Annotated in this window: 36 protein-coding genes; 5 read left to right on the forward strand and 31 right to left on the reverse strand. The window is 27.2% G+C overall.

The annotated features are described in order from the left end of the window. Positions 1-381: 381 nt before the first annotated feature. From IC213_RS17750 to IC213_RS17805, 12 genes are all read right to left on the reverse strand, one after another. Entirely contained in the window at positions 382-1,143 is a 762-nt protein-coding gene (locus IC213_RS17750; RefSeq protein WP_227863334.1) for a hypothetical protein, read from the reverse strand. A gap of 24 nt (positions 1,144-1,167) precedes the next feature. Further along, positions 1,168-1,770, reverse strand: coding sequence for a DUF4355 domain-containing protein (locus IC213_RS17755; RefSeq protein WP_227831809.1), 603 nt, complete (start codon positions 1,768-1,770; stop codon positions 1,168-1,170). 58 nt (positions 1,771-1,828) lie between these two features. Next, positions 1,829-2,584 (reverse strand): minor capsid protein, encoded by a 756-nt coding sequence (locus IC213_RS17760; protein WP_227437242.1) that lies wholly within the window; start codon positions 2,582-2,584, stop codon positions 1,829-1,831. Further along, entirely contained in the window at positions 2,562-3,839 is a 1,278-nt protein-coding gene (locus IC213_RS17765; RefSeq protein WP_227863335.1) for a phage portal protein, read from the reverse strand. The genes IC213_RS17760 and IC213_RS17765 overlap by 23 nt, the downstream gene beginning before the upstream one ends. A 22-nt stretch (positions 3,840-3,861) precedes the next feature. Further along, the gene (locus IC213_RS17770) at positions 3,862-5,601 is read right to left on the reverse strand and encodes a hypothetical protein (protein ID WP_227831811.1); all 1,740 of its coding nucleotides are present in this window, start codon (positions 5,599-5,601) and stop codon (positions 3,862-3,864) included. Between the two features lie 282 nt (positions 5,602-5,883). Next, positions 5,884-6,441 (reverse strand): recombinase family protein, encoded by a 558-nt coding sequence (locus IC213_RS17775; protein WP_227863336.1) that lies wholly within the window; start codon positions 6,439-6,441, stop codon positions 5,884-5,886. Positions 6,442-6,661: 220 nt separating this feature from the next. Further along, positions 6,662-7,114 carry a helix-turn-helix domain-containing protein gene (locus IC213_RS17780; protein WP_227863337.1) on the reverse strand — a complete coding sequence of 151 codons (453 nt, stop codon included), beginning with the start codon at positions 7,112-7,114 and terminating at the stop codon, positions 6,662-6,664. Between the two features lie 203 nt (positions 7,115-7,317). Further along, on the reverse strand, positions 7,318-7,962 hold the full coding sequence (locus IC213_RS17785) for a tyrosine-type recombinase/integrase (protein ID WP_227863338.1): 645 nt from the start codon (positions 7,960-7,962) through the stop codon (positions 7,318-7,320). A gap of 3 nt (positions 7,963-7,965) precedes the next feature. Next, the gene (locus IC213_RS17790) at positions 7,966-8,508 is read right to left on the reverse strand and encodes a hypothetical protein (RefSeq protein WP_227863339.1); all 543 of its coding nucleotides are present in this window, start codon (positions 8,506-8,508) and stop codon (positions 7,966-7,968) included. 14 nt (positions 8,509-8,522) lie between these two features. Then, complete coding sequence (locus IC213_RS17795) at positions 8,523-9,200, reverse strand: Bro-N domain-containing protein (protein WP_227863340.1); 678 nt, start codon at positions 9,198-9,200, stop codon at positions 8,523-8,525. Positions 9,201-9,451: 251 nt separating this feature from the next. Continuing rightward, a complete protein-coding gene (locus IC213_RS17800) occupies positions 9,452-9,640 on the reverse strand; it encodes a hypothetical protein (RefSeq protein ID WP_227845852.1) in 189 nt (62 codons plus the stop codon). Between the two features lie 201 nt (positions 9,641-9,841). After that, the gene (locus tag IC213_RS17805) at positions 9,842-10,978 is read right to left on the reverse strand and encodes a Fic family protein (RefSeq protein ID WP_227855899.1); all 1,137 of its coding nucleotides are present in this window, start codon (positions 10,976-10,978) and stop codon (positions 9,842-9,844) included. A 214-nt stretch (positions 10,979-11,192) separates the two neighbouring features. Between IC213_RS17805 and IC213_RS17810 the strand changes: the two genes are divergently transcribed. Beyond that, positions 11,193-11,924: a hypothetical protein gene (locus IC213_RS17810; RefSeq protein WP_227437222.1), complete on the forward strand. Its 732-nt coding sequence runs from the start codon at positions 11,193-11,195 to the stop codon at positions 11,922-11,924. Positions 11,925-12,224: 300 nt separating this feature from the next. On the opposite strand, the gene IC213_RS17815 is transcribed toward IC213_RS17810, so the two are convergent. The 15 genes from IC213_RS17815 to IC213_RS17885 form a co-directional block, all read right to left on the reverse strand. Continuing rightward, positions 12,225-12,665: an RNA polymerase subunit sigma gene (locus IC213_RS17815; RefSeq protein ID WP_227831813.1), complete on the reverse strand. Its 441-nt coding sequence runs from the start codon at positions 12,663-12,665 to the stop codon at positions 12,225-12,227. A gap of 107 nt (positions 12,666-12,772) precedes the next feature. Continuing rightward, a complete protein-coding gene (locus IC213_RS17820; RefSeq protein ID WP_227855901.1) occupies positions 12,773-13,012 on the reverse strand; it encodes a hypothetical protein in 240 nt (79 codons plus the stop codon). Positions 13,013-13,022: 10 nt separating this feature from the next. Next, positions 13,023-13,169, reverse strand: coding sequence for a hypothetical protein (locus IC213_RS17825; protein WP_227855902.1), 147 nt, complete (start codon positions 13,167-13,169; stop codon positions 13,023-13,025). A 29-nt stretch (positions 13,170-13,198) separates the two neighbouring features. Then, positions 13,199-13,786, reverse strand: coding sequence for a sigma-70 family RNA polymerase sigma factor (locus IC213_RS17830; protein WP_227863341.1), 588 nt, complete (start codon positions 13,784-13,786; stop codon positions 13,199-13,201). After that, complete coding sequence (locus tag IC213_RS17835) at positions 13,764-14,141, reverse strand: single-stranded DNA-binding protein (protein WP_227845859.1); 378 nt, start codon at positions 14,139-14,141, stop codon at positions 13,764-13,766. Before IC213_RS17835 ends, IC213_RS17830 begins: the two co-directional genes overlap by 23 nt. Continuing rightward, positions 14,138-14,323: a hypothetical protein gene (locus IC213_RS17840; RefSeq protein ID WP_227825439.1), complete on the reverse strand. Its 186-nt coding sequence runs from the start codon at positions 14,321-14,323 to the stop codon at positions 14,138-14,140. Before IC213_RS17840 ends, IC213_RS17835 begins: the two co-directional genes overlap by 4 nt. A 57-nt stretch (positions 14,324-14,380) precedes the next feature. Continuing rightward, entirely contained in the window at positions 14,381-15,085 is a 705-nt protein-coding gene (locus IC213_RS17845; protein WP_227845860.1) for a hypothetical protein, read from the reverse strand. A gap of 50 nt (positions 15,086-15,135) precedes the next feature. After that, entirely contained in the window at positions 15,136-15,522 is a 387-nt protein-coding gene (locus IC213_RS17850) for a hypothetical protein (RefSeq protein ID WP_227863342.1), read from the reverse strand. A 381-nt stretch (positions 15,523-15,903) separates the two neighbouring features. Further along, complete coding sequence (locus tag IC213_RS17855; RefSeq protein ID WP_227863343.1) at positions 15,904-16,854, reverse strand: DnaB-like helicase C-terminal domain-containing protein; 951 nt, start codon at positions 16,852-16,854, stop codon at positions 15,904-15,906. Positions 16,855-16,921: 67 nt separating this feature from the next. After that, on the reverse strand, positions 16,922-17,236 hold the full coding sequence (locus IC213_RS17860) for a DnaB-like helicase N-terminal domain-containing protein (RefSeq protein WP_227863344.1): 315 nt from the start codon (positions 17,234-17,236) through the stop codon (positions 16,922-16,924). A 12-nt stretch (positions 17,237-17,248) separates the two neighbouring features. Further along, positions 17,249-17,446 (reverse strand): hypothetical protein, encoded by a 198-nt coding sequence (locus IC213_RS17865; protein ID WP_227845756.1) that lies wholly within the window; start codon positions 17,444-17,446, stop codon positions 17,249-17,251. A gap of 19 nt (positions 17,447-17,465) precedes the next feature. Beyond that, a complete protein-coding gene (locus tag IC213_RS17870) occupies positions 17,466-17,603 on the reverse strand; it encodes a hypothetical protein (RefSeq protein ID WP_227855906.1) in 138 nt (45 codons plus the stop codon). Between the two features lie 20 nt (positions 17,604-17,623). Beyond that, positions 17,624-18,355 carry a helix-turn-helix domain-containing protein gene (locus IC213_RS17875; protein WP_227845757.1) on the reverse strand — a complete coding sequence of 244 codons (732 nt, stop codon included), beginning with the start codon at positions 18,353-18,355 and terminating at the stop codon, positions 17,624-17,626. A 30-nt stretch (positions 18,356-18,385) separates the two neighbouring features. Next, positions 18,386-18,601 (reverse strand): hypothetical protein, encoded by a 216-nt coding sequence (locus IC213_RS17880; RefSeq protein WP_227863345.1) that lies wholly within the window; start codon positions 18,599-18,601, stop codon positions 18,386-18,388. Positions 18,602-18,636: 35 nt separating this feature from the next. After that, positions 18,637-18,798 carry a hypothetical protein gene (locus tag IC213_RS17885; RefSeq protein ID WP_227863346.1) on the reverse strand — a complete coding sequence of 54 codons (162 nt, stop codon included), beginning with the start codon at positions 18,796-18,798 and terminating at the stop codon, positions 18,637-18,639. 170 nt (positions 18,799-18,968) lie between these two features. Between IC213_RS17885 and IC213_RS17890 the strand changes: the two genes are divergently transcribed. Continuing rightward, positions 18,969-19,337: a helix-turn-helix domain-containing protein gene (locus tag IC213_RS17890; RefSeq protein ID WP_227855907.1), complete on the forward strand. Its 369-nt coding sequence runs from the start codon at positions 18,969-18,971 to the stop codon at positions 19,335-19,337. 23 nt (positions 19,338-19,360) lie between these two features. Here the strand turns inward: IC213_RS17890 and IC213_RS17895 are convergent, their stop codons facing one another. Both IC213_RS17895 and IC213_RS17900 read right to left on the reverse strand, forming a co-directional pair. Then, positions 19,361-19,516: a hypothetical protein gene (locus tag IC213_RS17895; RefSeq protein ID WP_227845761.1), complete on the reverse strand. Its 156-nt coding sequence runs from the start codon at positions 19,514-19,516 to the stop codon at positions 19,361-19,363. Between the two features lie 740 nt (positions 19,517-20,256). After that, entirely contained in the window at positions 20,257-20,652 is a 396-nt protein-coding gene (locus IC213_RS17900) for a hypothetical protein (RefSeq protein ID WP_227845762.1), read from the reverse strand. A gap of 237 nt (positions 20,653-20,889) precedes the next feature. Between IC213_RS17900 and IC213_RS17905 the strand changes: the two genes are divergently transcribed. Both IC213_RS17905 and IC213_RS17910 read left to right on the forward strand, forming a co-directional pair. Then, the gene (locus IC213_RS17905; RefSeq protein ID WP_227863347.1) at positions 20,890-21,198 is read left to right on the forward strand and encodes a DUF6442 family protein; all 309 of its coding nucleotides are present in this window, start codon (positions 20,890-20,892) and stop codon (positions 21,196-21,198) included. Positions 21,199-21,202: 4 nt separating this feature from the next. Beyond that, positions 21,203-21,409, forward strand: a complete 207-nt coding sequence (locus IC213_RS17910) for a helix-turn-helix transcriptional regulator (RefSeq protein ID WP_227836451.1) — start codon at positions 21,203-21,205, stop codon at positions 21,407-21,409. Positions 21,410-21,561: 152 nt separating this feature from the next. On the opposite strand, the gene IC213_RS17915 is transcribed toward IC213_RS17910, so the two are convergent. Further along, positions 21,562-21,930: a hypothetical protein gene (locus tag IC213_RS17915; RefSeq protein ID WP_227845763.1), complete on the reverse strand. Its 369-nt coding sequence runs from the start codon at positions 21,928-21,930 to the stop codon at positions 21,562-21,564. Positions 21,931-21,936: 6 nt separating this feature from the next. Continuing rightward, a complete protein-coding gene (locus tag IC213_RS17920) occupies positions 21,937-22,560 on the reverse strand; it encodes a TetR/AcrR family transcriptional regulator (protein ID WP_227845764.1) in 624 nt (207 codons plus the stop codon). 396 nt (positions 22,561-22,956) lie between these two features. On the opposite strand from IC213_RS17920, the gene IC213_RS17925 reads away from it, so the two are divergent. Continuing rightward, complete coding sequence (locus tag IC213_RS17925) at positions 22,957-23,346, forward strand: Hpt domain-containing protein (RefSeq protein WP_227863348.1); 390 nt, start codon at positions 22,957-22,959, stop codon at positions 23,344-23,346. The last annotated feature ends 105 nt before the right edge of the window (positions 23,347-23,451 follow it).

Consider the following 23,451-nt stretch of genomic DNA (forward strand, 5'->3'; position numbering starts at 1 on the left):
TTCAAGTGTTCTTGATGGTGATCTATAATCTCCAGACCAGGTACATTTGTCTACTAAATCAGTTATATTATATATATTTCCGTTTTTTATATGAACTTGTATTTTGATTTTATTAATTATAAATCACCATCCTTTTATGGAACTATTAAAATCCATCCATTTTGTATTATGTTTGGGCTTTTAATTTTATCCTTATTGGCTTCATAAATTTTATGCCAAAGATCACCATTTCCATAATATTTTTTAGCTATTTTAAAAAGAGTATCTCCTTCAATGACCTTGTGAGTTTTTTGCTTAGTTTCAAATCCTTTTGTAATGGGTAGGTCAATACTAGAAGATAAATCGCCATCCTTAGCATTGACCTTAGATATTTTTATTCTTCTATATTCTTTTAAACTTAAGGTAAAATAAACATCTTATATCTAGTGCTTTTGGTCCTTCCTTAAAACCTCCTGCTGTCTGACCAGATGTTTTCCCATCCATGAATATATATTCTGTTTTCATTCTTTTTGATGGAACTTTTATTATAGGTACATTATCTATAGATTTTACAATTCTTTTTATATCTCCATCACCAAATTCAATATCATCAAGTTGAGTAGACTGTTCTAAGATACTTGCCACTATACTAGACATACTAATAATAAGAGGTATATCACCAGTTGAATCTTGAATTGATGCTATCTGATATTTTAATTCACTTAAAATACTAGCAGCAGATACTTCATAAGAATATTTTACACGTTCATCAACCTTAGAAACTTCTGAAAATATCTTTGAGTATCTATATGCATCTATTTCTGGTATAACATGTTGCTTTTGAAATAATCCCATTACAGAAGAGGCATTTACAACAAAGTTTGTTTCATTTACATCCATTGAATCAAGCATAAACTCTCTACTTCTATCCATTTCCATTCTTCTAGTTTCATACTCAAGTGTTATTGCTCCTGGAGCATATCCTTTAGATCTATCATAATCTCCTAAACCATCCATAGATACCTTAGGAATCTTTACTTCTCTACCTCCATCATATATAACTTGACCAGAGTTTTTCTCCATCCATCCAGTAGTTGAACCTACCACTATTTGTGAATCTAATTCTTGTTGAAAAAGCGTTACATATTGTAATACATTAGCCATTTATAAAATCCTCCTCCTCTTTTTTTAGAAACTATTTAAACCTTGTTTTATCTGCTTTCTAACCTCTGATAGTTCATTATCGCCTTCTTTTCCAGGTGGTGTATATGAACCATCTTTAATCCTTTCATCTACTCTAGATTGAATATATTTTTTCATTGAGTTTTCAAAGATATCTATATTTGCATTTGTTTTTTCATCATCATCAGATAGTAGATATTCAATTAAGTTTGTAGGTATTTTCTTTTCAACTAGAATATCCTTATATTTAGAAATCATTTCTGTGTGTCTTTTTTCTTTTTCTAATCTATCCAATTTTTCATTTAGTTCCCTTATAGCCTTTTGTTCCTCTGTTTCATTTGTAGAAGTTCTTTTTAGAACTTCAGCATTTATAAGTGTTTGCATATCATTTTTCTTGAAACGCTCTAACTTTTCACTATAATATTTACTGTTTTCTTTATCCATAAAAGACTTAAAGTTTGAATCACTTAAAATTAAGGATTTAAATTCATCTATCGTAGGTATTTTAAGTTCTTTTGACTTAAACAAGTCTAAATTCTCTAATAAAGAATCTATCTCTGATTCGTCTTCTATATTTTGTAATAGCTCTATCATTTCTCTTTTTTGCATATTTTTCTCCTTTTTATAAATTTAAACATAACAAATACACATATCAAATCAATATGTGTTAAAGAATAGGTATATATTCACATCTACAATAACAATGTTGTGGTAATGAAGGTCTTGATTCATTTACATAAAAAGTTAGACCATTATACATACTACAATCATTACATGTTCTAGAATCTAAATCAGCACAGTACATTACTTTTATAATACCTTGGGTTTTAAAGAAGTACTCATTCACTTCATTTTGGCATCTAGATACTTCAGATTCTACTAACCTTCTTGTTTGACTTGCTCCAGTTGAATATTTATCTCTTATTATTTTCTCTATTTTATTTACAGAAGTTTTTCCATTTAAAAAATTCTTTATTTCTTTTTTAAGAGATTCTTCTATACCTTTTTTATTATTCCAAAGCCTGTCACTCCAATGTTTTCCATCAACCTTATTATTCACTATCTTATTTATAACTTTATTGTTCATATCTTCTATCTTCAGTATTACTCCCAATAAAATTATCAAATTTGAATATTTATTCTTAGATGAATCAGATAAAATAGTTTCTATATCCTTGACTTCTTCATCATAATTGTTAGAATACTCATTTATAATTTTATTAAGTTTTGACCTTAGATTTTTCTTATCTTTATTATTAATATTTAAATATTCATTGATAATATCATGTGTTAGCAATATCTTTGCTATTTCTAGTAGAAGTTTATCTCTGTTTTCTCTTTGATACTTATAAAATGGTTTTGTCCTATTTTCAGCAGATTTATATATATCTTCAGTCAATTTAGTTATAATCTTTTGATTCATCTAATAATATCTCTCCCTCTGAAACTATTTCCTGTTCTTTTTTAGACTTTTCCATTTCTGCGTGAGGATTATCAATAAAACTTAGTTGAGATAATCCGGTTTCAGTAGATAATTTATCTCCAAGTTGACTTAATATATTTGCTACAACTAAATCATCACGTGGTATCTTAGGGGTAAATTTAGCCTTAATATCTTTATAATCATAGTCAAAACCATATTTCTTATTAAGCCAAATACATAATAGTTTATGTCTATTAGATAAAGTATCTGCAATACTATCATTATTTTGACTACAAATCCATTCAGTACTTATTAATCTTGCTATAACTGCTAGGCTTGATGTATTACTTTGCATTTTCTCATTGTGATTTATATGAGATGTAATTTCATACATATTTTCTTTTATTGAAGATAGTGTATTTTGAACAAATGTATCATTCATGTCTTTAATAAGCCACTCTATTTTTCCATCTCCATTAACTTGAAGTATTCCAAGTTCTTTCATCCTTGGCAAATCTTCTTCTTTAATATTACATCCAGAGAAGGTTAAATAAGCATTTCTAAAATCACTAATTTCATTACTTATATCACTTAAATTAGTTTCATAAGCATCTTGTAACCCTTTTATATCATTAAATATTGTATTTTTTCCTAGTTCTTCACTTCTTTTGCAAATTGATATTGGCACATTGCCATCAAATATATTATTTACTGTAGGGCTTTCAACTTCTTTGAAATTTGAATCAAAATGATATATGTATTCTTTATCATATATATCTATATAAATATCATCTTTAAAATCTTTTTTAAATTTTCTAAAAAAATAGATAATCTCTCCATCTTCATTTTCATAATGATAGCCATCTGTTGGTTTTATTATTCTTACTTTCATTTCATTGTTTTTTACATAGTAAAGTTCATAACAAAATCCAAATAATAGTGTATATCTCAATAAATCTGAATCATGCTTTTTACTCCAATGGCAAGTATAGTATTCTAAATCATTTATAATCTTCTCATCACCCAATCTGCTTGTATAGGTAATTTTATTTGCAAGAGAATAAGCGACTTCTTCATTAATAAACTTTTTTAAGAAATTAGTGTTTATCTTATTATTAGACCTCTTGGTAACCATTTTATAGTTACTAATAGCATCTGTTTCACCTTTATAATACTTATACATAGTGTTGTATTCTTGCTTTTTTAAACTCCAATCATCATATATCTCTCTTAATAAATTTAAATCTATTTTCACTTAATGTATCACCTCCATACAATCAAAGACCTAAATTTCTTCTATCTAATAGTGTAATACTTTCATTTACTTTAATATTAAAAATCCTATTTATAAATTCTGCTGATATATCTGGTGCATCATCATGTAGAGAGTACTTTTGTCCTGTAAAATCAAGGATTTGCTGTGTAAATTCCTTATCTTCTTCTGCAAAAATCATTTGACCTTTATTTAAAACAGGTATTAAAGTAGATATCTTATCATCCTTATTTTTCTTTTGGTGCTCATTAATGATTTCTATATCTCTGTAGTAAAGAATATCATCATTTTTTATTTTAAGTTCTAATTGATTAGCATCTGCACCATTAAATGTATTTTTTTCTATATAAACATGTGTTATATCTGGATACACTTTTAATAAATAAATCATATGGTCTATATATTTATCAAAATCAGTTCTAGCATTTATTTTAGCTAGTTCTGCTAATCTCCCATATAGTAAACCATTATCTGACTCACTCCCAACAAGAAAAGCACTATAGTCATGTTTAGACCCACCAGCAGATGCTGGATCACATAATAGCATTGTCTTTTTGAAGTTATGTGTTTCAATACATTCCCTAGATTCAGTTCTTACTGTTTTAAACCATTTTTCACCTATTGAATTTACATCATTTTGTACTTCCTGTTTAAAAGAGGTTGGATTTTCATAATAACTTAAAGCCATATCTAAACAATCCCAAAAACTTGGCCACAATATAGGAAATTTCATTTCTTTTTCATTATCCCAGTAAAACTCTTTAGCATCTTCAAGATGATTTGTATTTTTAAAATCAAATAATAGTTCTTTGAATTTTAGCCATAATCCAGAGTTAAATAATTCATCTACATTATCAACTAAAACTCCTTTTTCACATTTAAACTTCCATGTTGGTAAATTCTTTAGCCTACTATAGAAACATTCTTTATGTTGCAAAGTTCCCAATGCTATAAAAGTTGTTCCTCTTTTTATAGTTTTACCATTTCTTATAACTGGTTTTTGTGCAGCATATTTTACGTCATCAGAAAATCTTTTAAACTTTTTTTCTCTAGCATCTTCTGTTCTAACATTTTCCTCTGATTGATAGTCATCAAGTATGATAAGATCAGGACGATTATTATTGTATTTTCTTCCTCTCATTGGTGATGAAGATGATATTGCTTCAATAAAGGTTTTATTAGTTAATTCTAATTGAGTACTATTACAAATGTATTTTCTATCATTGTCATTTAAAAGTACTCCAAATGCTTTTTTGATATACTCATTTTCAAGTAAAGCATTCTTTATATCTTTCACAAATTTTTCTGCTGTAGAACCTATATCTGAACAAATTAATGTGTACATTTTATGTTTATAACAGTGTGACCATACAGTTGTTGCCAAATCTCCAAATGCACTTTTACCTGTACCTCTTGGATAAATTCTTCCCAATTGTTGTGATCCATCTCCAATTATAGATTCTTGTATATCTTCCCATAACTCATGATGAACTTTAGCTATAGGTGCAGCAGCATTATCTTCCTTTGGTAGATAGGTATCTTGCATAAAGTACATACAGAAAAATTCTAAATTTATTTTCCCAAGTTGATAGGCAAGACCATTAACTCCCCAAAGATTGTTTGAATTAGCTTTTATAATCTCATTAGCTTCTTTTTCAGCGTCTTTTATAGTTGCTCCATTTCTTATAAAAGTCTTTGCTAGATAACTAAATATAAGTTGTATATTTCTTTCTAAATTATCCACTTGTATTTACATCCTTTTATCTCTTCTATTTTCTTGTTAGGTTCAGCTAATAATATAATTTTCTCTATAATAAAATCACCTTCTTCAAGATGTATCTCTGGTTTTTAAATTTTGCTAGAAAATTTCCAGAACTCATTTTCTATAAAAAATACTTTTTTTGAAATAGAAGGATACCCCCTATACTTAAAAACAGTTATTTATAATTATTTCAGACATAATTAAAGGGCATAATTCTATGAATTTGCCCCACTAAAATTAACTTAAGCATATATATTGCTCTTCTTAGTTACTCTCATAGCTCTTTATTAATCTATCTAATGTTGGTCTACTTACTCCCAATTTTTTAGCCAATTGAGTCTTATTAAGTTCTCTAGTTTTATATCTATCATAATAACTACCAAAGTTCTCTATCTTAACTTCTTTACGTCCTTTGTATTTACCCTGTTCTTTAGCTATAGCGATACCTTCTCTTTGTCTTTCTAGCATGTTTGTTCTCTCAAATTCATATATTGCACCAAGCATTGTGAGCATAAGTTTTCCTGTAGGTGTACTTGTATCTAAATTTTCTTTATCACTAATTAACTTTACATGTTTCTTTTCTAAGAGCTCAACTATTTCTAATAGGTCTTTAGTACTTCTAGCAAGTCTACTAAAATCATGTACAATTATTGTATCTCCTTTTCTTACAAAATCTAACATTGCATTTAATTGTGATCTTTTAGTATCTTTGGCACTTATTTTCTCCTGATATATTTTTTCTACATTATGCTTTTTCATTGTAACTAATTGTCTATCTTCATTTTGTTCTGCTGTTGAAACTCTCATATAACCTACTACCATCTTTGACCCCTCCACCTATGTTTACTCTATAAATAATATTATAGCATAAATGTAAAATTAGAGTCAAAGACTTATCGTGCTTTTTGTAAATTAATTAAGATTTTAACCTTATTTTTACACCAAAATAGATAGTTTATAATGTAAATTTGTACCATGCTTTATTTTTACAATAAATATTTGTAAAATGGCAGTTTTTAATCAAAATAATGCTTATTAAGTATTATTTTTTTGTTCTTATTCTTATCTTAGCTATGGCTGCTTCTATTTCTGTTTCACCAGTTTCCATACCATTACCATTCTCTTCTTGAATAACTGTGCTTGTAGGATTACCATAAATACGATTTATAAGATATTGATTGGCAGCTAACATTACTCTCTTATCACTATTATCTTTGGCCAATGCCTTAATATTATTAACATAGGATTCTATATCTTTTAATATCATTGAGTTTCCTTGGCTTGCCAGCTCTTGCTTACGCCTGTCCATTTCTTTCCTAACATGTTCCCTATTCATCCAGTTATAAACAGTTTGTCTACTGATACCAATTAAGTTAGCAGCATCTGTCACGTTAAAGCCTGAAATCAAGAGAGATACTAACTTTGATTCTTCTTGATTTAATTCTTCTAATCTTCTATATCCTGTATTAACTATATCAACATCTTTTTCACTCAAGAAATCACTCCTTTACTTAAATATCTATTACATATACATTTGTTTTAATCTCTCTAAAAATGACCTTCAATATACATTTTCAGACTTCTTAATAAATCTATTCTATTCTTTGGAAATTCTATTATTAAAGGCCTTTACACTTTTGTAATGTCCTATTGCTGAAAAACGTAACATATGAAATTTAGAGCTAATTTATAATAATGTTAATATCTTTTTCTTTTCTTTAATTTATTAGTAAATTTAGTTATTGCTTTTATTTCTTCTTCTTTATCTATTCCAATATATCGTCTTGTTACTTCTATAGTCTTATGTCCTAAAATCTTTCTTATAAGTTCTAAAGCATAAGTCTTATTTTCTTCCTCATCATAAATATGTCTTGCAAATGTCTTTCTTAAAGAGTGTGTTGCAACATTTTCTTTTATTCCTACCTTTTTTGCTGCTCCTTTTATTATTCTTCCTGCTTGCCTTGTTTGAATAGGTCTATTAAACTTTTTTCTCTTACCGCTTTTAAATAAGAACTCCTCTCCAGGTTTATCTTGAGTATAGTTTTCTATAGCCCCCTTTATTACATCAGATAAGAAAACTTCTCTATCATAGTCTCTTTTTTCCTCTATAACTCTAATCCAATCCTTAGATACTCTTATCTTCTTCCCTTTTTTATCTAACTTTACATCTGTTACGTCTGCAACTTTAAGTGCTAATATATCCCCTATTCTAAGTCCAGTACACATTCCAAATAGAGCTAATAAGTAATTTCTTTCATTCCATTCCTCTAAAAAATTTAAAAGTCTAAATACATCTTCAATATCTTTTATAGGATTAATTTTTTGTCCTTTATGTGCTTCCATTCATTAAAAACACTCCTTATTCCCATAATAATTTTTTCTTTGTCTCTCTTGAACTAACATTTTTAAATCTTCGTCTACATTAGCAAAAGAATCTGTAATTATAGAGGTTATATCATTTGTGGTGTATCTTCTTTCTTTTGAATAAGTACTGGTCTTTATTCTAAATCCTAAGTCATTTATAGTTCTAGTTACTTTTACTACATTTTCTAACTGTAAATATAACTTAAATGTAACTAATTCAACATGATCAGATTCATCAATTATACTTTCTTCTAGAATTTTTAGATATAAGTCTAACTTATCAATCTTAAAATTATAATTTCTTTTAACCTTCTTTTTTAGTTTCAGGAGTTTTTCTTGTTTTTTCCTTATAAAATCTAAAGAACATTCTCTTCCGTACATACCAGGAGTTTCTTTCATTACATTGTCATAATATTTTAGATTATCTGGTACATATGCTGCACTTAAAATTTCCTCTGTTATATCTCGTTTAATTTCAAACACCTCTTTTAAAAATACTTGTTTTATTGCATAAAAAAATACCATCTATATAGATAGCATTAAATTATCTCTATTAACTCTTTAATTTTCCTATATATCTCTTTATAGTTCATATCTTTATCTATTAACTTAGGCAACTTCATAGATATGACTCTTTCAAGTGCTTGTATATCAAACAATTCACTTTGATTTAATTCATCTCTTTTTACATCTTTTGGTATTCCTAGTTTTTTTCTTACAAGTTCAGTGAAATGTTTATAATACATTTGAGGATTATTACTACCTTGGTTAATAGCATAATAAACAAACTCTTGTATTTCATCTGTAAAATCTTTTCTTACTTTTTTACCTTCTGTTCTTATATTTATCCATTCTTGGTCCTTTTCTGTAGCAATGTAATAACCATGTATTCTAATTTGTTTAAGTACTTTAGAAACCCACTTTGTGAATAGTTTTGCCTCTGGTTTATTACTTCTAAATGACATATTATATACTGCTTCTTCTGTAATGAAGATAGTACCAAAGTTTGGCAATTTGCTTTTAAAATTTCTAGTGTCGGAATCTCCGACAGTAGACTCATTAAATTTCTTTTTATATTCTCTATCTATATTTCTTAACGTATCACGAATATTTACTATGCCTAATTCTTCTCCTACATCATTTGCATTAAACCAAACCTCACTACCATCCTTTGACCATATCATTCTTATATTTTTCTCTTGCAAAACTTTCAACATACTACGCCCTCCTAATCTAATGATTGAATTTTTATATAAAAAAAGACCTAGAATATAGATTCCAAGCCATTTTTTATTAAATATATTTTTTCATAATACAATATTATCATGATTAAAAGACATAAATCGTACACAAATCGGTCATAAATCGTACATAAATCGTCTACAAAAAAGACATTATTACATTTAAATCTATATAACTAAATTAAGAGCATACTTTACAATATGCTCTTAGGAAAAATATTTCTTATTTATAGGTTATAATATTTCTCTATGATTTTTATTTTTATCATTTCAAAAATAAAAATTAAGATTACAGTTATTATCATATTTCTTGTATTATTTTCTATAATGTTATAACTAAACAATGCAAAAACAATGATTAATAAAATTACGTTTATAGCGCCAGAAATCAAGAATGCTTTTTTCTTATTATTCATATATTTCCTCCTAGTTATTTGCTAGTTTTATACCATCTCCTACTCTTTCAGTATATACAACGCATAATAAAATGAATTTTGGACAAAATAAAAATCTTTTTTATTTTAAGAGTAAAAAATAAAACCCTCTAAGAAAACTCATTCTTAGAGGGTTTATTATTATATATCCATGTACATTTTCTATTTTTATATACTATCAATTTAACTTATTTCAAGCATTTTTAAGTACTTCTCATTAACTTTATATATGTCCTTTTCTCTTGATAAAAGTTCTATTTCTTCAAGATTATTAAGCACTTCCATCAACTGGTCAACTAATTCAATTTCCTTTATTCCAGCCTTTAAGTATCTACTTTTATTCTTTTTAATATAGTTTTCCAATGTCATAGAATAGTTATCTTTACTACAGATATATTTTAATATATGTTCTTCTGTTGCTGATAGAGTAATATCATTTTCAAATAACTCTTCTTTCAATACACTCTCTAAAGACTTTCTATCATGCATGTCTCTCATTTCATTTATAGACTGTATTATGGACTTTAACATGAACTCTATAAATACAGTTAAATTATATCCCTTATTCTCTACATCTAGTATAGCCTTATAATACTTAGTTCTGTTTTTAGATATCATATATGATATTGAAAACTCCTTGAAAGTATCATATCCTTTATCAATTAAATATAGATAAGATAAGGCTCTTGATGTTCTTCCATTACCATCACTAAAAGGATGAACATATACAAAATAGAAATGAATTATTGCACTCTTTACTAAATCATTTACCTTACTATTTTCCATAAAAGTTATTAATTCATCCATAAAATTATATATCTCCAAAGGATCCAGTCCTGTATGTATAATTTCACCTTTTGAATCACATACATATACTTTTTCAGTTCTATACTCATATTCTTCTGAATCCAAGCAGTTTTCACCCAATATATGATGTAAGTCATATATAAATTTGTGACTATATAACTTATCTAAATTATCTAATCCATATTCTAAGGCTCTATGATTATTGTAAATCATGTACTCACTTTTATTACTTGGTTTCATCTTTCCTCTAATTATAGATTTTGCAATCTTTCTAGTTGAAAAGGCACCTTCAATTACACTAGAATAATAAGACTCTAAGGCTAAATCATTTTTATCTTCTATTATTTTAAATATCTTGCTTGATGTTAATCTATCTATTTCATCTATTGAATTTAATATGTTATAAGTTTCATGATAGTATAGTTCTTTATCATCAAAACTCTTTAAGGAAAGTATAATCTTATTTCCAGTAGAGTATTTATTTTTGTATTCTTCTATTGTCAGTTTAATCACCACCTTAGTTTATCTTTATCTATTAATATTAACAAAAAGTATTAGTTTTTACACCATTTTTGATTGTTTATTTTATAAGTTATAGTTTTATTTCTGTTAATTGCAATCAAGTCCTACTTAATATATAAAATTTTTAAAGATTATATAAAAGTGTCTAAAAATCAATTCATTCTTCGTTATAATTATATATACATTGCCATAAAGGAGGATTAATATGCTAAATAAGAAAAACATAAGTTTAATTATATTGGTAATAGTTTTAAGTTTATTCACTGCTATATTTGTTTTCAATAATAGAAATACAAATGATAAATTAAAAGAAGTTACTAAAAATAATGAAGAAATAGTGCCTAAAAACTTAGAAGATTTAAGTATAGAACAATTAATAGAGATTAGAGACAAGGCCATTGATAAAAATTTAGAAGGTCTTAGAGAATTTGGAGAAGATTCAGTAAAACAGCGTAAAGATTCAATTTTAAATTTTGAATTTGGATTAGTTGCTTTTGTTAACAAGAATTATAGTAACTTAACAGAAAAAGAGAAATTAATAAGACAAATTAATATTGTTAACTATGAAAACTCTATAAATGATATAATGGATCCTTCAGGTTCATTCTTTGAATTAGCAAATCAAAGTTATGAAGTTAATGAATTCATATTAAAGAACGGGAAAAATTATAAAGAATGGTCATATGAAGGTCTAGATTTTCTAATTGATCATTTAGAAGAATTGTGCAAATTTGTTGATTTTGATGTAAAAGATGTAATAGATATTATTGATCCTACAATAAAAACAGATCTTTCAGAGGAACAAAAGAAATCCTTGAACGATAAATTAAAGAAAATGTCTTCAAGTAATACTTTAAGTGAAGAAATTAAAAAGGAGATAAAAAACTGGGAAAACAATTTGAATAGTTTAAATATGAATAAAAATAATTCTAATTAATTTACTCGACTTTGATTCCAATCTCTTTTATACTCTAGTACATATAAGATGTATTTCTTTACTTCTTCTAGTAATCTTAAGACTATTTACACAATATAGTCACTATAAATAGCTTCTTCCATTTAATTTATAAACATTAAAATGCTCAAGATTTACAAAAGTATCTTATTTACATAAATCTTGAGCATTTTTCTTATCCTTCAACTGATATAAAATCATAACTAGCAATAATAAATTTTTATATTATTTTTAATTATCTATATTATAAATTTTATTTTTACTAATTATAAATAATGTATTTCAAAGTAATCCTTTTATCTTATCTATAATCTCTATTCTCATCTGTTTACACTTACTTGTTGAAAATCCAATCATTCTACCGACATATTCCCAAGATGTCCTATTATTTGAAAAATACTTATATTGGACTATTTTCTTTTCTTCTTCACTTAATATCTTCATTGCATTATCTATTTTTTCAACTAATAATTCCTTATGTCTTTTCTCTTTTTCTTTTAATAGTACTTTCCTTTCTTTCTCTTCAACTTCTATCTCAACTACACTTTTAGTGTTATATGTTCTACTTGATTTCTCTTTAATTTCAATACTACTGCATCCTCTATAGTCATTTTTTATTATTTCTATATCGATACCTATTTTCTCTATTTCTGCTTTTGCTTTTTTATAACTATATAATTTGCCCTCTGTACTACTGAACAAAGTATCTTTTTTATTGGCCAATGTTACTTCACACTCCCATTTATGTTATAATGATTTTGTGATGACAGTTTTAGAGTTTTGACAAACGGGAGCGTGAAGTAAGGCTCCTCTTTTCTTTTTGAATAAGATTACTTTTCCTCTATGTCTGCACCAGCATTTCTTAAAAAATCTTCTACCTTCATTTTTTCAAGTTCCTTATTCCCATTTCTCATACAATGTAAGTGCACCATTGGCTCATACAATCTCATTAATATTCCTATGTCCAATTCCTTTACTTCTTTTTCAAATTCTTTTGTATCTAAAATATCCATCTTTATATTTGATTTTATCAATTCTTCAATTATTAATTTTTTTAATAAATCTAACATTGTTTCTCCTTTAATTTTTCTTACATTCAAAGTCTTGATACATACATCCACAGTCTTTACATTGCCAAACTATTCCAATATTAGTTTCAAGTTTAAATACATTGCCACCACATATTGGGCACTCATTTTCCCTACCACCAACTATTTTAATCTTCATTTTACCTCCAATAAACTTAAATACTTATATTATTTTCCTAGTATATTAATTTCAGCTTTTAATTTTCCAAGTCTCCTGCATATTGCCATTTGGTTAGTCCCAAGCATTTCGCCTATTTCTTTTTGACTATATCCTTTTTCTCTTAAGTACGTTATTTTTTCTATATCTTCTATTTTACTTCTTTTTATACAAGATCTAATAACATGAACATTTTCTATATCTACATTGTCATTACCAGCCAACCTATCTTCTATCCTTATTTCTTCACCATGAGTATTTTTATAGATACATTTTTCAAAACTATCTATATCTGTTCTGTAATGTTTTTTAACATATCTACCTACGAATTTAAATATTTGACCTTTTATACATACAGCTGCAAAAGTGGTAAACTCAATACGTTTTTCACTATCAAAATAATCCGCTGCTTTACATAATCCAATACATCCTTCTGAAAATGTATCATCTTGAAGATATGGATATTTTGAAATAAATACTCTGAAATATCTTCTTATAATAAACCATACGAAATTTATATTTTCTTCAACTAACTTATTTCTCTCCTCTAAACTTCTCATATAATCACCATCCAATTTAAAATGGAATATCTTCATCATCTAGAACTTGAAAACCAATTTCTTTTTCTTCATCCTTTGGCTTATGATCAAGTGCATTAACAATTTTTGTTCTTACTTTTGTGAAAGTTTTTTTCTCTCCATCTTTTTCATATTTCTCTATCCTTATTTGACCTTGAACTGAAACCATTCTTCCTTTCGCTAGATAATTAGCACAAAATTCTGCTGATCCTCCCATAACTTCAATTGGTATAAAATCAACTTCCCTAGTTCCATCTTTTTTTACATAGCCCCTATCAACTGCTAATGCAAAAGTGGCAACTGGAGTGCCATAGCCTGGAATATATCTCAACTCTGGATCTCTTGCTAATCTTCCAACTAAAACCGTATTATTCATATAGCAATGTCTCCTTTCTCATATGTTTCGTTTTCTCTTCTCTCCATCTGCTTTACAACCTCAATTGCATCAACAAAAGCATCTCCCTTTCCAATACTTTCATCTGTATACATGATTGCATTGGCTATTTTATCTGTAAATTCAGCTCTCTCTAAAATACTCATATGACAAATCCTTTTCATCTAATCCCCTCCCTTGTTTACTAAGAGGACTTATAATAAGCCCTCTTAGACTTTCAATTAAGCAATTATATTTACATTTTTAAAATCTTTTAATTCTTCTTGTAAGTACGCTTTAATATTTAATATTGCTTGATTTTTCCATGCTCCACCATCTGCTTCATATAATCCTGCTGCTGGTCCAGTACTCATTCTAAAAATAAATTCACTTTCTGGCTGCTCTATCTCTTGGAAAGTACGATAAGGAATTAACTTTACTCTATTTGGAACTATTGCTTCTGATACACTAGCAACACCTGTTTTTATTGTTACAGATTGAGAAACTCCATCATCTCCAACATTTTTTACTGTAGATTCTTGAATATTACCTGCAATTTTCAAAAGCGTATCTCTATCACTATTTTTTATAAATGCTGATTGTAGCATTATGTTAAAAGTGTCTAAATCTAAAGGTCTATCAAATCTTTTATCTGGAAGTAGCGCAACACACTCAATGTATGTTTCTCTATCTCTATTTTTTCTTAAAGCAGATCTTAAAAGAACTTTTTTTGGAGTTAGAACTTGTATTAATAAAAGCTCATCCTCTTTATGATCTATGCCACTTTTTATATAGTCCACTAGCCCACTTAATGTAGTTATTTCTAAATCATTAGCCCTTGGCTCTTCTATTATTTCTAATCTATCTGTTGTGTAGTTAAATCCATCTACGCATACTGTTTCTCTTTTTCCTAACTTAACTAAATATTCCATTGCATTTTTTATCATTTTTTTATTCTCCTTTTTATTTAAATTTATATTTTATTACTTCTCTTAAATTACTTTGAACTTACATTTCTAAAATCAATTATGCCAGCACTATTTTCTTCTGTTTCTTCAGTTTCATTACTGTCTGAAACATCCAGAGACAACTGACCAGCTAGTTGATTTTTAAATTCAGATGCCTCAACTCTTCCTGTTTCCAAGTCTTTTCCTATTAAAACTTTAGTTGTCGTTGCTTTTGCCTCTACTATAGTCGCCTTGGATTTTATATCTACTTCTGCAAGATCTCTATCTTCATTTGCTTTAAACACTATCTCTAAACTAATCTTTCTTGTTTTTTTAAAATCTGTATTTGGATCTGCAATATTATCTAAAACTTTTTGTAACTCTGTATTAAACTTTTCTTTCAGAACTCCACCTGCAAATTTTTCTAATGCTATCATAAAATCACTCCTTTATTTATTTGAAATAATATTTTTCTACGAGGAAATTAATTAACAAATTTTAGCAATAATTTAATAACACTTTTGGCAAAATTTTTAATTTTATTTTTCCTCTCTATCATTACCATCTTTTAATAGTTTTTGACAACTTCTTTAAACCTGTGTTTTTTGCGTAATGCAATCACATTCTACAGTTATTGCAATTACTATATTCTTTAAATTTTTTCAATATTGGTTTTCAATACTTTGTCAAATTTTAATTTCAATATTGAAAAATGGTATTTTTTCAATATTGACTTTTTAAATTTTTCAACATTGAATTTTACTCAAATTTATTACTTCATTAAATTTCCTATTTTTTCTCCTTAATTTCTTTTCTTTTTAAAATAAATCTTCTGGAATTTCTGCTTGGACATATTGTTTATCTAAATCATATTTGTAATCTCTATTTAACTCCTCACTGGTTGTGTAAAGTCTTTTTCTTCTTTCTGAAAAATTCATTTTAAAACTTATATTCTGTTTTCCTGTTATTCTATTTTTTAAAATTAATAAATAAGTGTCGTCTGTCTTTTCTTCTTCATCAATAACTCTGTAAGTTGATAAAATATAATCTGCATAATTGACAATCTCACTTGCTCCAGATACATCATACATAGTTGGCTTCATGTCACCCATATTTTTCCTAGGATGTGCAACTAAAATTATTACTAAGTTGTATTTTTTAGCGAGATTTTTTAAGTTGCCTACTATCTGTTCTTGTCTATCATATTTCTCTGCCTTATTGCCAGTTTTTATTGTCATTAGATTATCAAGAACAAAGAGTCTAACCCCTTTTTTTAAATACAAGTGTTCTATGGTGTTTAATAGGTTTACTTCATCGCTTATTGCATCTTCATCATAGAGAAAAAATTTATCTTTTATCCAGTCTGCAATCAAATCAACTGCATAGTTTGGAATATCTGTGTATGCGCCTCCATAAACGCTTTGATATTCTTTTATATGATAATCATTAGCCACAGTTTTTCTAAACCAATCCATAGCCATAAAAGCAGGTAATTCTCCAGAATATAAAAAGGCTTTTTCTTTATTCGCAATTGCTTCTGCTATAAACTGATTAACTATAGTCGATTTTCCAGATGCAGGTTTACCAGTCAGAATTGTAAGAGTTCCATACCTAAATCCATCTAGAGCATTATTTAATTTATTAAAACCTGTATCTATGGACTTGTGTACGCCTTTTTCACGTTTTATTTTTGATGCATCAATATAATTATCATTTGCGCTACTGCTCGTCGTCACAAGTGTTTTTAAATCGTTTATATCAACAATCAATTCGTTTATACTTGTATCTGAATTTGAATTATTAATTAATTCATTTGCTAACTCTGAAATTTGTCTTTTAAGTAACTTCTCTATTTATGATTTTTATATAGTGATCTATGTTTGAAGTAGTTATGACTATAGTTGTTAAACTGGTAATGTAACTAACTCCTCCAACATCTACTAATTTATCTATTTTTTCTAATTCATTTTTTAAAAGCAAAATATCTAAAGGTTTATTTGAATCAATTATTTTCTTCATGCAAGATAAAATAATTTTATGTGATTCAAAGTAAAAATCATTTTCTTTTAGTTCCCTTATTTTGTATGTTATTGAGTCATTTATAAGAAAACTTCCTAAAATGTTTTGCTCTGCTTCTAAAGAGTAATTCACTTAATCACCCTCCTAATCTATTTCTAACTTATCCATATATTTCTCTATTGTCTGGAGATCCTCAAGCATAATTTCTTTTACCTCTTCTATTTCTTTAATTCTACTTTTAACTTCATGAATAAAGTAAATGTCACCAAAGAGGCTCATTATCATTAAAATAAGCAGAATATCAGATAATTTTCTTTTTACTCTTTTAGTTTTTTCATGCATGCAAACTTCACCTCTAAACCTATATTTTTAAAATGTTACAATTAAGGGCTTCTCTATCTCCTTTAAATGCTACTTGCATTACCTCATTTTGCAAATACCTTGCAATACAGTGCAAGTCTTTTTCAGTAAGTTCTAACTTTTCATCTTTTATAATCAATTCTCCTGTCTATTTAGTTTTTAAAGTTCTTTGAAGCCAGCAAGTGGATTCTTAGCCTTTGTAACCTCTGATACTATACCTTTGCTAACATCTCCATTTCCCCAAGTTAACAAAGCCCTGTAGTGGCTCTTATACCTACTCCCTTTCCCATTAACGATATAGTTTTCTAAACTAACAATTTTATCATGTATGTATTTCTTCCCAAACTTGCTTATAAGTTTGTCATATTCCTCTTTAGTTAGTTTTACTTTTTCTATATCTAGGTCCAAGAATGATAAGTCTAAATAATCAGTTTTAGGTTCTTTTTGTGGAGTGGTATTACTTTTTATATAAGTCTTTTTATTATAAGTCTTTTTACTGTGCACCTCATGCACCACCTGTTGTGCATGAGGTGCACTAGGGTTGTGCATCATATTCACTACCTGTTGTGCATCATATTCACTACCTAACTTAGCTGTTAAAATAAAATATATATTACTCTCTTTTTCATTTGAGTTACTTTTTATTCTATTTTCTTTTTTAATCAGCCTTTTTTCTTCTAAGATTTTTATTACATTCTTAGCTTGTCTTTCACTGCACCCACATTTTAACGAAATTGTCCTGTAACTTGGAAAGCAACAACTATTATCATCAGAATATCTTGCGAGCACTATATAAATCATTTTTTCATAAATGGTCAAATCTTCTCTATCAATCAAGTCATTTTCTAACCAAAACCACTCTTTTTTTCTTGCATCCTTTAAGAGTTCCAAATTTATCACCCCCTTTCGTGAAGCCCCTTTTTAAGATAATAGTTTAAGCTTATAATCATTAAACATTAGGTCTTCTTTAGTTAGGGTTTTATATGTTATTTCTTCTGTTTCTTTTTCATAATACATGACTAGTATTTCATTCTTTTCTACTTTTGTAATAATAAAATCTATGCTGGTATTAAATCTTGTTTCTTGCAGTTGAATTGCTTTGCTTACATGTTCTTTATTAAAATCTGAAATTTTCAAGTTTGTCACTCCTTTTAAATATTCACTGTTAATTGTTATTTCTGATGTATAACATTCTTATTTCCTTTTTTAAAATTACTCAATGTGTATGTACTAGAAATTAAAATTTCTATGCTTCTCCATTTGTTGGGTTCATTTTTCTTTAAATAGTCTATCATCAAAGCTGTTTTTACTTTTTCTTTGTTTGAACAAATCATTTTTCATCCCCCTATGCTTACTTTGTCGTCCGACTTATTTTAATTATAACTACTTTATCGTCAAAAATTAATATTTTTTTATTTTTATTATTATTTTGTCGTTATTATTATTATTTCAATGACAAAGTCGTGGTTTTATAGTATAATAATTACAAGGGAGGATTGTAAAAATGGAAGAAGTTTCAAAAGAATTAAAATCTAAAGAAATTGGAAAAAGGTTAAATGAACTAAGAACTCTTGAAAGACTTTCTCAAAGATCTTTTGGAGAAAGAATTTACTTATCACAAGATCAAATTTCTTTGCTAGAAAAAGGAAAAAGAGTTTTGACAGAAAGAAGTATTAATGACATATGTAGAGAATTTGAAGTAAACGAAGAATGGCTAAGAAATGGAAAGGGTGAAATTTATAAAGATTGTCTAGCTGACTTAGAAATTGATGATGATGTGAAAGAAATAACTAACAAGCTTTATGAATTAGAACAAGAAGATAGAGATGCTATCTTAAAAATGATAGAACTCCTACAAAAGAAAAATAAGTAAAAATAAAAGAGGCTTGAACTTTATCAAACCTCTTTTATTTTTATATAAAATGTTTCTATGCAATCTGTCAAAAAGTCATAATCTTTTTTAGAGATTTCTTTCACTTGATGTATAGATGTAGCAACTCTTTTCTTATTCTTAATGTAATTCACTTTTGATTCAAATTTTAATTCTCCCATAAAATCGCCCCCTCATTTTCAAAATATTCTGATTTATATTTTTGTAATTACCCAACTTCTGAATAATAACAGACTCTCCTCTTCGATTTTTAAGTTTTTTAAAACTAATATAATCTATATTTTTTGCTTTAATATGTCATATCCTAATATGAGTTTAATATTAAAGTAAAGATTGTGATTATTTTAAAAGTATTTTTTATACGTAGTTTTATATATATCATTTCGATATATATATTCTTTATACTACAAGCATAGTACCTATTTTTGCAATAATCAATTTCCAATTTTTACCGTTTATTTAATTTTATTAAATTTACAAATAAAAAACAGAGTAGTTAGAACTACTCTGTTTACCACTTAGTTAATATAAAACCCCAAAATAAATCGGGCATTTTCAATACTTTCAGTCATATAAAATATTAAAAATTGCAGTGAGTCACAAATAGTGTTTTTTGGTATTTTTTAAAAACACGTTGCAACTCAGTATTTACAATCCTTACAACATCCTTTTTCAAAATGTTGCACACTGCATATTATAGCATAATTCATCTAATAAGAATCTCAGTTTGCTAATTAAATTAGATATAGAAAACAACTTTTTTTAAACATTATTAATAATTTTATTTATAAGTTATTTCATAATGTATATATGCATTTTATCTATAGTGTATTTTTAAATTTTAATTGCAAAAACAGAGCAGTTTTAACTACTCTGTTTTCTACTTATAAGATATATGAAATCAACAAAATGATTTTAGTCTACTTATTAGATATTCTTCGCTCTCAATGCTTAAGGCTTTTAGATATATACAATAAGAGTTTTCATTAGTAAAAATTTCGATAATATTATCTTGTTTATTTATACCTACTATATCTTTAAAGTTGATATGATTTTTAGTATTTTTACCTCTAAAAATATATTTATTATCAATCAAAATATCATCATCAGTAATTGAAATATAAAGCTTATTTTTATACTTTATTAAAAATTTATATGTTTGTTCAAGATAAAAACCTGCGAGTAATAAGAATAGAAATGTTGCCTTGAATGCACATATTATCGAAAATATTATTACAAGAATACTTGTAATATAAATTTGTTTGAAATAACCTCTATCGTAATAATTTATTAACATTGAAAACCACTCCTATAATTACCTTATTTATATACCACTTAGTTAATATAAATCCCTAAATTAGAATCTGTATTTTCAACCATTCTAACTATTTTTTTAATGTTGCACATTACATATTATACATTCATTATAGCATATTTTTGCCAAGTTTTCTTTTCAAAATTATTGACAATAAAACTTGGCATGATATAATAAAGATACCAAGTAAACTTTGCATCTAAATAGGAGGTGCTCCGAATGAATAAAGAGGAAATTCTAAATAAAAGTCGCCAATCGAAAGATGAAGGATTAGAGTATGTTGAAAATAAGGGTCGAAAAATAGGCTATATTGCTTTTACATGTGTATTTTGTTTCATTGTAATATTTAACGCCTTTATTGGCCAAAAAAGCTATACAGTAGCAGCCTTATTTTGGACATTTATAGTTGCTGAGAGTATTGCAAAATATCAATTTACACGTAAAAAACAATATATTTTTGTTGCAACCTTCAGTTTAATTGTAACAATTACTTCATTAATTAATTTTGTTTCAGCATCATTGAGGTAAATATATGAATGATGAACTAATTTTAAAAAATCACTTAAAGACAGCAAGAGCAGAGAAAAAGTTATCACAAACTCAATTAGCTGAAATGGTTGGAGTATCAAGAAACACTATAAGTTCAATAGAAACAGGTCAGTTTAATCCGACTGCAAAATTAGCACTTATTTTGTGTATTGCTCTAGACAAAAAATTTGAAGATTTATTCTACTTTTAATGAATTTAAAGTTTTTACAGTATTTTAAAACTCCTATATAATTTAGAAGATAATTATATAGGAGTTTTACGTTGTTCTGTTTTAAGCCATAAAGATTTAAACTTGTGTCTACATTTTTATTAAACTTATTATATAAATTATATATACACTTTTTATTTAACTATCAACAGTGCAAACCTGGCAATGATTGACTTTATGACAATGCAACCAGCAACTACAAAAAGTGCAGTTTTAGGGTCATAGATGATAGGAATATTCCATTTAAATATTTGTGTCATTGTAGTTAGTAATGCGATTGTACCAAAGATGTACCCCATAATTGTAAGGGGATGAGCAGGTGAACTGCTGATAAGTTTACCGATTGTTGGCATAATCATACAGATTGCAAATCCTATTACGCCCAAAATGATGACAGCTGATCTTGAACCATTAATGAATAATATTTGCTTACCAGATAGTCCTGCATAAACAATTAGGCCAGTTATAAACCACTCTGCTATCAATATTCCAATTCCTTTCATCGTTTATCACCCCTTCAAATAGATTTTATTGAATATCGTAATATGTTTTTCTAAAAAGGATATAGCTTCCTCGTGTTTTTCAGGCTGATTGTCGTATTTTGATAACAACAAATATAAAGGTGAATAAAACTGCAAGGCCATTACCATTGGGTCAGCATCAATATAAACTCCATCATTTATTAAACTAGTGAACACACCTGATATATAATCTAAACCTTTATCTATTATCAATTCCCTAAAAAACTTACCTGCTTCAGAAGTTCTATACTGTTCTAATGTCAACATTCTACGCAGTTGAGAACCATACTCCGTTTTGAGATAGAAATTAAACATTGTAATGCTAATACGGAATAATTCCTCTCTTACATCATTTTCTTCTGAGAAAATATTGGTCATGTTTTCAGGGAGAATAGTAGAAAATTCTTCTTGATAACGATGCTCAATGTCTTTGAGAATTGAGTCAAAAATATCTTGCTTTCCACTGTAATGCTTATAAAGTGCACTTTCCCTTATTCCGATTTCTTTTGATATGTCGCGGATACCAACCCCATCATAGCCTCGTTCAGAAAATAATTTTAGTGCAACTTTTAAAATAACTTTCTTTGTATCTCGCACTTCTTTTTTTTGCATAATAACCTCCATTAATAAATATAGTGAACAGTTGTTAACTATAATGATAGTTAACAACTGTTCACTTGTCAAGAAGGGGACTAAATTATATTCTCACACTATTATTTATGAGCATTTCTGAACTTTGATTTACATCCCACTTAGTTAATATAAAATCCCAAAATAAATTGGGTATTTTTAATAATTTCATTAAACGACAAGTAGTGCTTTTTATGTTTTTAGGGAACACCTTGTAACCTAGTTGTTTCAAGCATTCCATTATTTCTTTTTAAAATATTGTACACTGAAAATTTATATATTTATTATAAGATAAATTATCTAATGAAAATTTCGATTTATTAACTAAATATAATACTTTTGTCGCCTAGATTCGATTATAATATTATATAAAGTAATATGAATATAGAGGGGGGTGAAATTATGACAATTAAAGAATGTTATCAATCTTTTGGTGGAGCTTATCAGGATATATTTAACCGTTTTCGCTCAGAAGAACGCATAGAAAAATATATTAATAAGTTTTTACAGGATCAGTCTTTTCAGACACTTAAATTATCATTAGAAACAGGTAATATTGAAGATGCTTTCAGGTCTGCACATACATTGAAAGGAGTTTCTCAAAATCTTGGATTCAACATATTAGAAGAATCATCTCATTTGATTACAGAAGCACTTCGTACAGAAGACATTATTAAAGCTACTTCATTATTTTTACAGGTAAGTGAAGATTACAATACAGTAGTTGCTTCTATCAAGGAATATCAAGGTTCTACTAATAGAGCTTAAACTTTAAGAAAGGAACAGATAATATATGTTTCATAAACTAATAAAAACGAATATAAACCTATTATCAAAAATAATGTCAGGCATCATATTTGTGATAGTTATTAT

The organism is Clostridioides sp. ES-S-0049-02 (assembly GCF_020658465.1).
Taxonomy (GTDB): Bacteria; Bacillota; Clostridia; order Peptostreptococcales; family Peptostreptococcaceae; genus Clostridioides.